Source organism: Gordonia sp. Swx-4 (genome assembly GCF_030316175.1).
Taxonomy (GTDB): Bacteria; Actinomycetota; Actinomycetes; order Mycobacteriales; family Mycobacteriaceae; genus Gordonia; species Gordonia alkanivorans.
The window spans coordinates 3,298,365-3,312,476 of record NZ_CP128197.1 but is presented as its reverse complement, the minus strand read 5'-3'; the positions used below and the strand labels follow the sequence as shown (position 1 = coordinate 3,312,476).

Sequence of the window (14,112 nt, the reverse complement as noted above, 5' to 3'; positions counted from 1 at the left end):
ACCTTGCCGAAATCGATGTACCCGGGCGCCTCGAACGATCTCGCGCAGTGAGACCATGGCAGTCGTGAGTACGCACCACGTCCCCGTTCACCAGCACGGTCCGGCACTGAGTCTCGACGCCATCGAGGCGGCGTCGGAGCGAATCGCCGACGCCGTGGCGCGTACCCCGCTCGAGGCCTGCCCGCGACTGTCGGGGTCGGGTGCCCAGATCTACCTCAAGCGCGAGGATCTGCAGACCGTACGCTCCTACAAGATCCGCGGCGCGTACAACGTGATGGCCCAACTCTCGGCCGAGGAGCTGTCCCGCGGTGTGGTGGCGGCCAGTGCCGGAAACCACGCCCAGGGCGTCGCTTTCGCGTGCAAGAGCATGAAGGTGCCCGGACGGATCTACGTCCCGACCACCACCCCGAAGCAGAAGCGCGACCGGATCGCATGGCACGGCGGCGATTTCGTTGAGCTGAAGGCGATCGGGGAGACCTACGACGCCGCGGCGGCGGCCGCGCAGGCCGATGTGATGAGCACCGGCTCCGCATGGATTCACGCCTTCGACGACCCGCGGACCGCGGCTGGGCAGGGAACCATCGCGCGCGAGATCGTCGAACAGCTGGGCCGCGTGCCCGACGTCGTCGTCGCGCCCGTCGGTGGCGGCGGTTGTCTGGCCGGCATGGCCACCTATCTGCGCGGACTCTCCGACGAGGTGACGATCATCGGCATCGAACCGACCGGCGCCGTGTCGTTGAGTGCGGCGCTGGTCAACGGCGGGCCGATCACCCTCGACGAGATCGACCCCTTCGTCGACGGCGCGGCCGTGAAGCGGATCGGCACCATCGGCCACCGGGTGATGTCCGAACTCGGCGCGAGCGTCAGTGATCACCCGATGCTCGCCGGCATCTCCGCGACCCCCGCTGCGCAGATCATCGACGACGGTCCGGTGTCTCCGACCCCCGGGACGGCGCACATCACGCACGTCGACGAGGGCGCCATCTGCTCGGCGATGCTGGAGCTGTACCAGAACGAGGGCATCATCGCCGAACCGGCCGGAGCACTGGCGGTCGCCGCATTGGACAAGCTGCGACTGCCCGACGACACGGTCGTCGTGTGTCTGGTGTCCGGCGGCAACAACGATGTCTCCCGCTACGGCGAGATCATCGAACGCTCACTGGTGCATCGCGGCCTGAAGCACTACTTCCTGGTCGACTTCCCGCAGGAGCCCGGCGCGCTGCGTCGCTTCCTCGACGAGGTCTTGGGACCCGACGACGACATCACCCTCTTCGAATACGTCAAGCGCAACAACCGCGAGACCGGTGCCGCACTGGTGGGTGTCGAGCTCGGCAGCCCCGACGGCCTCGGTGCCCTGATGGACCGGATGGCGCGCTCGCGCCTGCACTGTGAGCGCCTCGAGCCCGGTTCGCCGGCCTACGAGTATCTGACCTGATCTACCGCAGCCCGACGATCACGTTATGGCCGGGCGACACACCGTCGGCCGGTTGCTCCCAAGCCAGCCGGATGTCGAGCGGCCAGGGGAGTGACACGGGCGCGTCGCCGGGGACGCACACCACCGACCACTCGCCGCGGTGCATCGCGAACCAGCCTGCCGCCTCGTCGAATTCGGCGTCGACGGAGGAGAACGCCGGATCATGCAGGGCTGCTTCGGTTTTCCGGAGCGCGATCAGTGACCGGTAGAAGTCGAGCACGCGGGCGTGGTCGGGCCGGGCCGGCTCCGACCAGTCCAGCTTCGACCGCTCGAAGGTCTCCGGGTCCTGCGGGTCGGGCACATCGCCACTGTCCCAACCGTGCTCGGCGAACTCCGCCTTCCGGCCCTCCGCGGTCGCCCGGCCCAGTTCCGGTTCGGGGTGGGAGGTGAAGAACTGGAACGGCGTTGCGGCGGCCCACTCCTCGCCCATGAACAGCATCGGGGTGAACGGGGACAACAGGATCAGGGCGGCCTTGATCGCGAGCTGTCCGCCGTCCAGGTTGGCGCTCGGCCGGTCGCCGATCGCGCGATTGCCCACCTGATCGTGGGTGCACGTGTAGGCCAGCAGCGACGACGCGGGCACCCGATCGGTCGGGATCGGCCGGCCGTGGCAGCGCCGCCGGAACGACGAGTAGGTGCCGTCGTGGAAGAACCCGCCCGTCAGGACCTTTGCGAGACACTCGAAACTGCCGAAGTCGGCGTAGTAGCCCTGTCGTTCACCCGAGACGAGGGTGTGGACGGCGTGATGGATGTCGTCGTCCCACTGGGCGGCCAGCCCGAGACCGCCGGCCGACCGCGGCAGGAACAACCGCGGGTCGTTCAGATCGCTCTCCGCGATCAGCGACAGCGGACGCCCGAGTTCGGCCGACAGTGCATCCGTCGCGGCGGCCAGTTCCTCGAGGATGTGGACCGCACGATGGTCGGCGAGGGCGTGGACGGCGTCGAGTCGTAGTCCGTCGACGTGGAACTCGGTGAACCAGCGCAGTGCGGTGCCGGCGATGAACGCCCGTACCTCGTCGGAGTCGGGTCCGGACAGGTTGACCGACGATCCCCACGACGTCGTGCCTTCGCTGAGATAGGGCCCGAAGTCAGGCAGATAGTTGCCCGACGGGCCCAGATGGTTGTAGACGACGTCGAGGACGACGCCGAGCCCCTTGGCGTGGCACGCGTCCACGAACCGGGCGAGTGCCGCCGGGCCGCCGTAGGTTTCCTGCACGGCGTACCATCCGACTCCGTCGTAACCCCAGTTATGGGTGCCGTTGAAAGCGTTGACCGGCATCAGTTCGACGAGATCGACGCCGAGATCGACCAGGTGGTCGAGCCTTTCGATCGCGGAGTCGAGAGTGCCTGCCGGGGTGAAGGTCCCGAGGTGGAGTTCGTAGATCACCGCGCCGTGCACATCGCGGCCCGTCCAGCCGGCGTCGCTCCACGACGAGTCGTCGACGGTGAACAGCGCCGACATCTCGTGGACGCCTTCGGGTTGACGGACCGAGCGCGGATCGGGACGCACCGGTCCACCGTCGATCGAGAACCCGTAGCGGAGGTCCGGACCGGTTTCGATCGCGGAGTCCGCGGGGACCCGCCACCACCCTCCCGCGTCGGCGGACAACGGTACCGACCGTGAACGGGAGTCCGAACCTCCGGATCGTACGACGAGGTCCACCCTGTCCGCCTCTGGGGCCCACACTCGTATCTCGTTCACCGAGGTCGGCGGTTGAAACGGAGCTGCATTGGAACGAAGTGGGGGGTTCTGTTCCCGTTGGTCGGCCGACCAAGTTGTGGTGCTCTGGTCGGTCGCGGACATCGTCGGGGAGTTGCTCACATCATGCAAGGTATGTCGGGGTCACCGAAGTCGCACCGCGCGATACTGTGAGGCCGCACACACTCGAAGATGAGAGTGGGGTATATTACGGCGACGCTCATGCCCATGGGGGCACCTCGAGCAGATCAGCCTAGCGGTTCGGGAGTTTGAGACAACACCGACGCACGGCGACCTGACGGCCGGTGAACGGGTAAGCCGAGACGCAAGGGTAGGGATTGAGCACAGACGCAGTCACCTCGGATGACGAGGAGGTCGGTCGGAAGAGACCGGGTGCGGTTCGGTCGTGGTTCGACAAACATGTCGTCGCGTCCTTCGACACCTTGGGCCTGGTGCACGGATAGGTGACAGGGTTAGTCACGCGGCCTGAGGGGCCTCGTGGTTGATGATGGTCTCGAATTCAATGGGGGTCAATCTGCCGAGGCGGTCCTGTCGTCTGCGGCGGTGGTAGGTCCGTTCGATCCAGTGCACGATGGCGGCCCGGAGCTCGTCTCTGGTGGCCCAGGATCGACGGTCGAGGACGTTGTTCTGTAGCAGCGAGAAGAAGCTCTCCATCGCCGCGTTGTCACCACACGCACCGACCCTGCCCATCGACCCGAGCATGCCGTGCCGGGTGATGGCCTTCTGCATCTTCTTCGAACGAAATTGAGACCCTCTATCGCTGTGCAGAACGCAGCCGGCCACGTCCCCTCGCCTGGCGACAGCGCTGTTCAGGGCGGCCACGGCCAGGCGGGACTTCATTCTCGAGTCGATCGAGTACCCGACGATCCGGCCCGAGTAGACGTCCTTGATCGCGCACAGGTACAGCTTGCCCTCGGCCGTCCAGTGCTCGGTGATGTCGGTCAGCCACAGCTCGTTGGGGCCGGGCGCGGTGAAGTCTCTCTTGACGAGATCGTCGTGTACAGGCGGGCCGGCCTTGCGGTGCTTGCCGCGGCCTCTCTTGCTGATGGTGCTGGTCCAGCCGCCGGCGGAGCAGATCCGCCACGCCGTCCGCCGGCACATCTTCTCGCCTGCGGCTTCGGCCTCGTCGGCGAGGTAGCGGTAGCCGAACTCCGGGTCTTCGCGGTGGGCGTCGAACAGGGCGTTGGCCCGGTACGCCTCGGCGAGCTCGGCGTCGGTGATCGGGTTCTTGCGCCACCGGTAGTAGGGCTGGCGAGCGATCTTGAGTACCCGACACGCCACCGTGACGGGGATGCCGTCAGCGGCCAGCTCACTCACGAGCGGGTACCACCTTTTCCCGGCAGATTCGCTTGGGACAGGTACGCCGCCGCCCGGCGTAAGACCTCGTTCTCCTGTTCAAGCAGGCGCACACGCCGCTTGGCCTCGCGCAGCTCACGCGATTCGGCCGACGTGGTGCCGGGCTTGATCCCGGCCTCCACGTCGGCCTTGCGGATCCACTTGTTCAGGGTCATCGGGTGGATACCGAAGTCGGCAGCGATCTGTTCGAGAGTCACACCGTCTTCACGGTTCTGGGCGACGCGGACAACGTCGTCGCGGAACTCCTGGGGATAGGGCTTGGGCACAGCTGGCATCCTTCCAGGCCGCCCGGCAGGGCAAGCCAGATCAGATGTCACCTACTCGTGCACCAGCCCCCTTCGGACGCCAGCTGGGCATGTTCGTCGAGGTGTTCCGTACGCTCTTCGTCGACCTCTTCAAGCGGCGTTTCCCATTCGGTGAGTTCATCCGACAGTGCGCCTTCATGGCGAGCACCTCGGTGTTCCCGACCCTGCTCGTCGCCATCCCGATCGGCGTCATCGTGTCGATCCAGGTGTCCAACATCGCCGGCCAGGTCGGCGCGACGTCGTTCTCCGGCGCGGCCACCGGCCTCGGCGTCATCCGTCAGGGTGCGCCCCTGGTCACCTCGCTGCTCCTCGCGGGCGCGGTCGGTTCGGCCATCGCGGCCGACCTCGGTTCCCGCACCATCCGCGACGAGATCGACGCCATGAAGGTGATGGGCGTCAACCCCATCGAGCGTCTGATCTCGCCGCGTCTGCTCGCCACGATGGTGGTCAGTTTCCTGCTCTGCGGCTTCGTCTGCTTCGTCGGCTTCATCACCGGTTACGTCTTCAACGTGTACTTCCAGGGCGGTACGCCAGGCAGTTACACGGGCACCTTTGCGTCCTTTGCGACGACCGCGGACCTGATGTTCGCGTTGGCCAAGGCCGTCATATTCGGCGCGATCGTGGCGATCGTCGCCTGCGATCGCGGCCTCTCGACAAAGGGTGGTCCCGCCGGCGTCGCCAACTCGGTGAACGCCGCGGTGGTCAACTCCGTCCTGCTCCTGTTCACCGTGAACGTGATCCTCACGCAGCTGTTCGCGATCCTCTTCCCGGCGAAGGTGGTGTGAGATGACCGCGTCACGGTATGTGCCACCCGCGCTGAAACCCCTGGAGGCCGCCAAGGCCGTCTATCGCGGTCCGCGCGACGCCCTCGCGGCGATGGGGCATCTCATCACCTTCCTCGTCCGCTCGATCGGCGCGGTCCCGCTGGCCTTCCGGCACTACAGCAAAGAAGTCTGGCGCCTGCTCGCCGACGTCGCGTGGGGCAACGGCGCGATCGTCGTGGGCGGCGGCACGGTCGGCGTCATGGTGATCCTCGGGATCATGGGCGGTGCGACCGTCGGCATCGAGGGTTACACCGCGCTGAACCTGCTCGGCATGTCGCCGGTGACCGGTGGTCTGTCGGCGTTCGCGACGACGCGTGAGATCGCCCCGCTGCTCGCGGCGACGGCGTTCACCGCGCAATCGGGTTGCCGCTTCACGGCCCAGCTCGGTTCGATGCGCATCGCCGAGGAGATCGACGCCCTCGAGGCGATCGCCATCCGGCCGCTGCCGTACCTGGTCACCACCCGCATGCTGGCCGCGGTCATCGCGATCGTCCCGCTGTACTCGGTGTCGCTGGCCGCCAACTACCTTGCGTGCCAGTTCATGTTCATGCTCCAGAGCGGCCAGGGCGAGGGCACCTACCTCTACTACTTCAACCAGTTCATCGTGTCCTGGGACATGGTGTTCTCGTTCATCAAGGTGATCGTCTTCGTGCTGCTGACGACGTTCATCCAGTGCTACTACGGATACTTCGCCGCTGGGGGACCCGAAGGTGTGGGAATTGCTGCCGGACATGCCATCCGGCTCGCGATCATCGTGATCGTGTTCGCGAACCTGGTCATGACACTCGTGTTCTGGGGCACCTCGCCCGGAATCAAGATCTCGGGATGAGGGAGCGCCGGTGAACATCGCAACCGACGGGCGTAACCCCTCGCTGATGCAATTCGTGCTGCGCGGCATCGCCTTCCTGCTGGTGCTGCTGGTGATCTTCGTGCTGCTGTTCATGCGGTACCAGGGAACCTTCAGCAAAACGGTGGGTGTGACCGCCGACCTCGTCGACATCGGTGACGGTCTGACGTCGGGCGCCGACGTCCGGTACAACGGCCTCATCGTCGGCTCGGTGAAGTCCATCTCGGTCGGCGATTCCGGCGACCGGGTCGACGCCGCGAAGGTGATCAAGAAGGTCGAGATCGACATCGTGCCCGCGCAGGCCGAGGGCATCCCGGCGTCGGTGACCGCACGGACCGTGCCGTCGAACCTGTTCGGCGTCAACTCCGTCGAACTCGTCCGACCCGCCGAGCCGGGTACCGAACGACTGTCGTCGGGTGACTCCATCCCCGCCGACACGTCGCTCGAGACGATCAAGCTGCAGGACGCGCAGAACGAGTTGAATGCCATCCTCGACGCGGTGCCGCCGGAGGAACTCGCCCAGGTACTCGGCGTCGTCGCCGACGCCCTCAAGGGCGGCGGATCGGTGTTCGGCTCGTTCGTCGGCGTGCTGCGGACCTACTTCGACGCGATCAACGCACAGTTCCCGCCGGGTGCACCCCCGGGATTCGACAACTTCGACGCCGCGATCAGCGGTCTCGCGGAGTCCTCGCCGGAACTGCTCGACGCCCTGGGGCGCAGCGTGATCCCGGCGGTGACCATCGCCGAGAAGCAGCGTGACCTCGCGGCGCTGCTGTCCGGCAACCAGGGACTGCTCGACCAGCTACAGCTGATGTTCGCCCGCAACGGCAACGGCGGTCAGCGACTCGTCACCGACCTGAACCGCATGCTCGGCGCCACCGTGCTCGAACCGAACTCGTTGCCGCAGGCGGTCATCGCGCTGAACAACCTGGCGGCTCGGGTGCTCACGGTCTTCACCGGGACGAACGGACACGTCCAGCTCAACATCGGCGTCAGCTTCGGTGCCTTCGTCCGCTACACGCGTCAGAACTGTCCGGTGTACAACGGCGGCCCGTACGGCACGCTGCGCGGGCCGGGTTGCGTGGGGCCGGGAACCGGTACCGGACCGACGATGTCGGGTCCGCTGCGGATCTATCCGTCCGACGGCATGCGCAAGAACCGTCCGGTGGGCATGGTGACCACCGACGCCGACAACAAGACCCTCGGCGCAGTGCTGCGCCGGGCGCCGTCGGCCGCCGACACGATCATGCTCGGACCGCTGGTCCAGTCCATCGACGCACGTGACGCTGCCACTGATCAGGGAGGGGGACGATGAGCGCGGCCTCGGATTCGATCCGCAAACCGTTGATCGGCTTCACGATCTTCGGTCTCGTCGCGTTGCTCGTGACGTATGTGATCTTCTCGACCCTAGAACGATCGGTGTCGGGATCGACCAACAACTACACGACGTTCTTCACCGACGCCTCGGGACTCGCCGCCGGCGACGACGTCCGCATGGCGGGCGTCCGCGTCGGGCGCGTCGACAAGATCGAACTCGACAACGGGCGCGCCCGAGTCGAATTCGAGGTGCAGAACGACCAACAGGTCTACACCAACACGCGCGGTGCGATCCGCTATCAGAACCTCATCGGTCAGCGGTATCTCAATCTGACCCTGGTCGAGGGCCGCGACAGCAAGCCGCTGGCGCCCGGGTCGACGCTGGAGTTGCCGTCCGAGGACTCCTTCGACGTCACCAAGCTCCTCGCCGGATTCCAGCCGGTGTTCGAGACCCTCGACGCCGAGCAGGTCAACGCATTGTCGCAGGGTCTCCTCGAGGCTTTCCAGGGCAATTCGGTCTCGTTGAGCTACACCGTCGCCGAGGTGGGCCGGCTGGCCGAGGACACCGCCAACCGCGACATCGTGATCGGCGCGATCATCAACAACCTGAGCACCGTCATGCGTGACCTGTCCCGTCAGGGCGGTCAGCTCGGCACCGTGATCGAGTCGATGTCCGATCTGATCGCGAACCTCAACTCGAACTCGGCGGCGTTCGGCAGCGCGGTCTCCGACATCGGCCGCACGGCAGACGGTTTCGCCGACGTCCTGAGCCGCAGCCGGGGCAGCCTCGCCGCCGCCGCGACCAACGGGCGGATTGCCACCAGGACGCTCATCGAGAACGGCTCCAAGCTCGACCGGATGGCCGTCGACGCGCCGATCTTCCTCGGCCACTTCCCGCTGGTACTCGGAGAGGGTGCATACCTGAACATCTATGCCTGCGACCTCGACGTCGCGATCGGTGATGTCCTGCTGCCGCCGGGGATCTTCAACAAGATCGGTGGCACTAATCATTCGGTGGTGTGCCGATGAGCTGGTTCCGCAAGAAGTTCCGCAGCAACACCCGCGTCTGGTACGGCGTGATCGGGGCGGTCGTCATCGTCGCACTTCTGCTGGGCGTGACGGCGCTGGCCGGTGCGCATCTCGGGAAGAAGACGCTCACCGCCGACTTCGCCCAGGCCGGCGGAATCCGGCCGGGGGACAAGGTGCGCGTCGCCGGCATCGACGTCGGGGAGGTCACCGAAACCGAACTCGCCGGCCAGCACGTCGCGCTCACCATGAAGGTCGACACCGACGTCAAGGTGACGAAGAACGGCATGGCCGAGATCAAGATGTCGACGCTGCTCGGTCAGCGCTACGTCGATGTGTCGCTGGGCGATTCGCCCGAGGAAGCACCCGACGGCCACATCGAGCGGACCGCGGTGCCCTACGACCTGAACCGCACCATCGAAGCGGGTGCACCGATCCTGACCGGTATCGACGACCAGACCCTCTCGCAGAGCATCCGCACACTCAATCGTCAGCTCGCCGGTGTCCCCGCGATCACCGAGCCGACGTTCGAGGCCCTGACGCAGATGTCGGAGGTCATCACCAACCGCAAGGACCAGATCAATCAATTGATCGCCGACACCAAGACGATCACGAACATCGTCAACGACAACCAGGCGCAACTGGCGGTGATCGTCGGCCAGGGACGCGACCTGACCCAGAAGATCGTGGCCCGTGAGGAACTGGTGACACGCCTGCTCGACGGCATCGCCGAACTCACCGAACAGGCCAGTGCGGTGGCAGGGGAGAACGCCAACCAGTTCGCCCCGATCATGGCGAACCTCAACACCATCACGCAGGGGCTGGAGAAGAACCGCAACAACCTGCGCAAGCTACTGGAAATCCTCCCCGTGACGGCTCGTCTGACCAACAACGTCATCGGCGACGGCCCCTACGCGAACAGTTACCTGCCCTGGGGCATCTTCCCCGACAACTGGCTGTGCCTCGCCCGGGTGGTGGACGGATGCTGAATCCGCAGAAGCTGCGTCGTTCGACGCTCCTCGTGTGCATCTCCCTGCTCGGCATCGTGGGACTCTCGGGGTGTTCGATGATCCCGGGCAGCTGGAAGGCCGCCTTCGGGCAGGCGATCGAGGTCACCGCCTACTTCGACAACGTCGCCGGCCTCTACGTCAGCAACGACGTCGCGGTCCTCGGCATGCCGGTCGGTCAGGTGACCGCCGTTGAGCCGCAGGGCGACCGGGTCAAGGTCACCATGACCATCGACAACGATGTGCCGGTGCCTGCCGACGCGACGGCGGCCATCGTCAACACCTCCATCGTGACCACGCGCCACGTCGAGCTGACCCCGGCCTACGAGGGCGGACCCAAGCTCGAGGACGGCTCGGTGCTGAAGGAGACGAAGGCCCCGGTCTCGGTCGGTGAACTGTTCGACGCCATCGACGGTCTCGTCGTGGGCCTGAAGGGGGAGGGCCCGGGTCCGGGACCTCTCGCGGACATGATCGACATCACCTCGGGCATCGCCACGGGCAACGGCGAGGAAATCCGTGCCGCCCTTGATCAGCTCGGCCAGGCGTCGAACGTGATCTCGGGCAACAGTGACGCGCTCGTCGACATCATCGAGACCATCGAGGGACTCACCACCACGCTGGTGAAGAACTACCCGAAGATGACGGCCTTCTCGAAGTCGGTCAACGAGGTGTCCCAGCTGCTCGGCGCGCAGTCGCCCGGTCTCGTGGCGACCATGCGCAACCTGAACCAGAGCCTGCAGAACACGACGGCGTTCCTGCAGAACAACACCAACACGATCTCGGTCTCCTTCGACCGCCTCGCCGCGCTGACCGCCAACCTGAGCGACTACTCGCGGCAGGTTGTGGAGACCATCGACGTCGGTCCGCTGCTGTTCCAGAACCTGAGCAATTCGATCTCCGCCGAGCAGGGCGCCTGGCGTGCACAGGTGCTGCTCGACAAGTCGCTCCTCGACAACGAGTTGCTCGCCAAGTTCTGCGACGCGATCAACCTGCAGAAGGACGGCTGTCGCACCGGCAAGCTGAAGGACTTCGGTCCGGACATGGGCATCTACTCCGCGATGCTGGAGCTGACGAAATGAGAGCGGTGACAAGCGCTTCCCTTGGTCGCACGGTCGCTGAACCGACACGTGGCCGTTCCCGCATGCGACGCGGCGCGGTGACGGCGGTGCTGCTCAGCGCTCTGATGGGGCTCACCGGCTGTGGCCTGTTGCCCGGCCTCACCGTCGAGCAGATCCCGCTGCCGGCCCCCGGTGGCATCGGTGACTCCATCCGGCTGACGGCGAATTTCGACAACGCCCTGAATCTGCCGACACGCGCCAAGGTGAAGCTCAACGGCACCGACGTGGGGCAGGTCGACACCATTGTCGCCAAGGACTACTCGGCGATCGTCACCATGGACGTCAGCAAGAAGACCGAACTGCCCGTGGGCACGGGTGCCGAACTCCGGCAGGCGACTCCGCTGGGCGACGTGTTCGTGGCGTTGCTGCCGCCGCCCACTGCCACGAAGGGCTTCATGGTCGATGGAGACACCCTGACCGGTCCCACCTCCGCGGCGTCGACCGTCGAGGATCTGCTCATCAGCATGAGCGGCGTGGTCGACAGCGGATCGCTGAACTCGCTCACGGTCATCCTCACCGAACTGAGCGCGGCCGTCGCGACCAATCCGACGGACCTCAACGGTGCGATCCGCGGTCTGACGACCGGCATCCGCAAACTCAATCAGAGTTCGGCGCAGGTCGACAGGTCGCTGGAGAACACCCGAATCCTGACCGGTCAGCTGGCGGACGGCCGAGCACAGATCATGGCCTCGATCAACAAACTGGGCCCCGCGCTTCAGTCGCTGAACGGCCAGATCGGCTCCATCCTGACCTCGCTGGACAAGGCCCAGCAGGTGACCGCGGCAACCAACGACTTCCTGCGCACCGATCAGGACAACCTCGTGGAGATGCTCGGGCATCTGTCGACGGTGCTGGCCGGTCTGCGGCAGGCCGCCGGCCCGCTTGGGTCGCTGGCCGACAACCTGCACACGTTGACCCCCAAGTGGATCAAGTCCACGCCGGGTAGCGCGGCTGCGGTGTCGGCAAAGGTGTACTGGCTGAACCCGGGCGTCGGGTTCGACTCGGCGAGCAGGCTTCCCGAGCTCGAGGACGTCGATTCGGGCTCGGCAGCGCTCCAGCAGACGCTCACGCGGCTGCTCGCCCGACTCACCGGAACCAAGGGGTGCTGCGGATGAGCGGCGTATTCGGTTTCCTCCGCAAGCATTCCGTACTCGCCGGCAACATCGGGCTCGTCCTGGTCATGGTCGTCGGGCTCGGCTACCTGTCGCTCGGCACGTTGCGGTGGGAGCCGTTGGCGGGCAAGTACAAGCTGACCATCGAGTTCCCGATCTCCGGCGGCCTGCAGGAGACCTCGGGGGTCACCCTTCGCGGGGCGCGTATCGGCGAGGTCGACACCATTCGCGTGGAGCCGGATTCGGTGACGGTGAAGGTCTCGGTCGACGACCGGTACAAGATCAACCGCAACACCCAGGTCTCCGCGCTGGGGTTGTCGGCGGCCGGCGAGCAGTACGTCGACTTCCAACCGACCACCACCGACGGCCCGTACCTCGAAGACGGCGACGTGATCGAGGCCGGGCAGACCAAGGTCACCGTGCCGTTCTCCGATCTCCTCGAGTCCTCGCTGGAACTCATCCAGCAGATCGATCCGGCGCAACTGCGCTCGGCCGTGGACAACCTGAAGATCGCGCTGTACTCCGAGGACGGCTCCAACGATCTCGAGGTGCTGTTCGACTCGGGCGGAACGATCTTCGCCCGGCTCTACACCGCATTGCCCGAGACGACGAAGCTGATCCAGAATGCGGGCACCATCTTCAAGACGACCGCCGACATCCAGCCCGACTTCGGGACCACGGTGTCGGGGCTGAGCGACCTGATCAACGCCGCCGCGGCCTCCGACAAGGAGCTGCGCACGCTGCTCGACCGCGGCCCGTCGCAGATGACCAGCCTCGCCGGTTCGATCAACCAGCTGACCGACCCGGTGACCGACGTGATGAAGCAGTTCCTCGACATCGCCGAGCAGGGCGCGCTGCGTGCACCGGCCCTCGCGACGCTGATGCCATCGATCCGGGATGCGAGCATCAAGAGCCTCACCATGTTCCACGACGGCGCGTGGTGGACGTTCGGTTCGGTGTATCCGCGACCGAGCTGCAACTACCCGGTCACCCCGCGTCGGCCGACCCAAGTCCTCGAGCTGACCATCCCGACCAATCTGTACTGTGTGACCGAGGATCCGAACCAGCAGATCCGTGGTTCGGCCAACGCACCACGACCGCCGGGCGACGACACCGCAGGGCCCCCACCGGGTTACGACCCGAACGCCCGCACGGTGCCGCTCGACAAATGACGACCAGACAAGTTGCGTGACCTGTAGATGACAGACCCTGAGAAGCCAGATCACGAGAAGCACGTGTCCGACGAGGAGACCAGCACCGAGAAGGTCGGCACCGAGAAACCCGTTGCGGATGCCACTGCCACTCCGCGCGGAAAGTCGGCGCGTCGCAGCGGTTCCGGTCCTGTGGGGCCCGAGCCTGCGACCGCGCCCGAGCCGCAGCCCGCGACCGGTAAGGAGTTCTCGCTGACGGTCACCGCGAGCGGGATCAAGCGCGCACTCGGTGCGTTCCTGGTCATCGCCCTGATCGCGGCTGTCGGGTTCCTCGGCTGGCGGACGTACACCTTGCAGAGCGAGGCGACCGCCTTCGCCGACGCCAAGACCGCCTCGGCGGATTTCGTCACCAAGCTGGTGACGACCCTCAACGCCGACAATGCGGGCAACTCCAAGGAACTGCTCGGTCCGCTGTCGACCGGGGAGCTGCGCAAGCGTCTCGAGCAGGAGCGCGCCGACACCGAGCAGAATGTCGAGGCCCTCAAGATCGAGGTGTCCTCGAAGATCAGTGTCGTCGCGGTCGAGACGGTGGAGACCGACTCCGCCAAGACGGTCGTGATGGCCGAGGTGACCGGCCGAAGCGTCAAACTACCCACCGGCGGAACCAGTCTCATGGTGTTCCGGCTCGACCTGGACAAGGAGGACGGCAAGTGGCTGGTCTCCAAGGTCGACGGCCCGCCCGGTAGCCCCAGCGGTCAGATCGACCCGTCGCAGTCGTTGCCGGGTGCCGGCGGTGCTCCCGCGCCGCAGCCGAGTCCCGCGCCGGCCCCCAACCCGGGCGGCTAGCCCGAGAGC

At 66.2% G+C, this 14,112-nt stretch carries 12 protein-coding genes; 10 read left to right on the top strand and 2 right to left on the bottom strand.

Annotated elements, in window-relative coordinates:
* Positions 1 to 55 precede the first annotated feature (55 nt).
* Positions 56 to 1,435 carry a threonine ammonia-lyase IlvA gene (gene ilvA / locus PWF70_RS15095; protein WP_035752631.1) on the top strand — a complete coding sequence of 460 codons (1,380 nt, stop codon included), beginning with the start codon at positions 56 to 58 and terminating at the stop codon, positions 1,433 to 1,435.
* A gap of 1 nt (position 1,436) precedes the next feature.
* On the opposite strand, the gene treZ is transcribed toward ilvA, so the two are convergent.
* Positions 1,437 to 3,161, bottom strand: coding sequence for a malto-oligosyltrehalose trehalohydrolase (gene treZ, locus PWF70_RS15090; protein ID WP_035752629.1), 1,725 nt, complete (start codon positions 3,159 to 3,161; stop codon positions 1,437 to 1,439).
* A gap of 489 nt (positions 3,162 to 3,650) precedes the next feature.
* A protein-coding gene (locus PWF70_RS15085) for an IS3 family transposase (protein WP_085948641.1) occupies positions 3,651 to 4,816 on the bottom strand; the annotation gives its coding sequence in 2 pieces (ribosomal slippage) (positions 3,651 to 4,529 and positions 4,532 to 4,816; 1,164 coding nt in all).
* Between the two features lie 44 nt (positions 4,817 to 4,860).
* On the opposite strand from PWF70_RS15085, the gene PWF70_RS15080 reads away from it, so the two are divergent.
* The 9 genes from PWF70_RS15080 to PWF70_RS15040 are packed head-to-tail and all read left to right on the top strand — an operon-like array spanning position 4,861 to position 14,103.
* Positions 4,861 to 5,640: an MlaE family ABC transporter permease gene (locus tag PWF70_RS15080; RefSeq protein WP_286352656.1), complete on the top strand. Its 780-nt coding sequence runs from the start codon at positions 4,861 to 4,863 to the stop codon at positions 5,638 to 5,640.
* A gap of 1 nt (position 5,641) precedes the next feature.
* Positions 5,642 to 6,508: an MlaE family ABC transporter permease gene (locus tag PWF70_RS15075; protein WP_035752627.1), complete on the top strand. Its 867-nt coding sequence runs from the start codon at positions 5,642 to 5,644 to the stop codon at positions 6,506 to 6,508.
* Between the two features lie 10 nt (positions 6,509 to 6,518).
* A complete protein-coding gene (locus tag PWF70_RS15070) occupies positions 6,519 to 7,841 on the top strand; it encodes an MlaD family protein (RefSeq protein ID WP_035752626.1) in 1,323 nt (440 codons plus the stop codon).
* The gene (locus tag PWF70_RS15065) at positions 7,838 to 8,872 is read left to right on the top strand and encodes an MCE family protein (RefSeq protein WP_042377405.1); all 1,035 of its coding nucleotides are present in this window, start codon (positions 7,838 to 7,840) and stop codon (positions 8,870 to 8,872) included. Before PWF70_RS15070 ends, PWF70_RS15065 begins: the two co-directional genes overlap by 4 nt.
* Positions 8,869 to 9,858, top strand: a complete 990-nt coding sequence (locus PWF70_RS15060; protein WP_075864074.1) for an MCE family protein — start codon at positions 8,869 to 8,871, stop codon at positions 9,856 to 9,858. The genes PWF70_RS15065 and PWF70_RS15060 overlap by 4 nt, the downstream gene beginning before the upstream one ends.
* Positions 9,852 to 10,955: an MCE family protein gene (locus tag PWF70_RS15055; protein ID WP_119032610.1), complete on the top strand. Its 1,104-nt coding sequence runs from the start codon at positions 9,852 to 9,854 to the stop codon at positions 10,953 to 10,955. Before PWF70_RS15060 ends, PWF70_RS15055 begins: the two co-directional genes overlap by 7 nt.
* Positions 10,952 to 12,109, top strand: coding sequence for an MlaD family protein (locus tag PWF70_RS15050; protein WP_372512876.1), 1,158 nt, complete (start codon positions 10,952 to 10,954; stop codon positions 12,107 to 12,109). The genes PWF70_RS15055 and PWF70_RS15050 overlap by 4 nt, the downstream gene beginning before the upstream one ends.
* The gene (locus PWF70_RS15045) at positions 12,106 to 13,278 is read left to right on the top strand and encodes an MlaD family protein (RefSeq protein WP_035752767.1); all 1,173 of its coding nucleotides are present in this window, start codon (positions 12,106 to 12,108) and stop codon (positions 13,276 to 13,278) included. Before PWF70_RS15050 ends, PWF70_RS15045 begins: the two co-directional genes overlap by 4 nt.
* A 27-nt stretch (positions 13,279 to 13,305) precedes the next feature.
* Positions 13,306 to 14,103 (top strand): hypothetical protein, encoded by a 798-nt coding sequence (locus tag PWF70_RS15040; RefSeq protein ID WP_006359652.1) that lies wholly within the window; start codon positions 13,306 to 13,308, stop codon positions 14,101 to 14,103.
* Positions 14,104 to 14,112 lie beyond the last annotated feature (9 nt).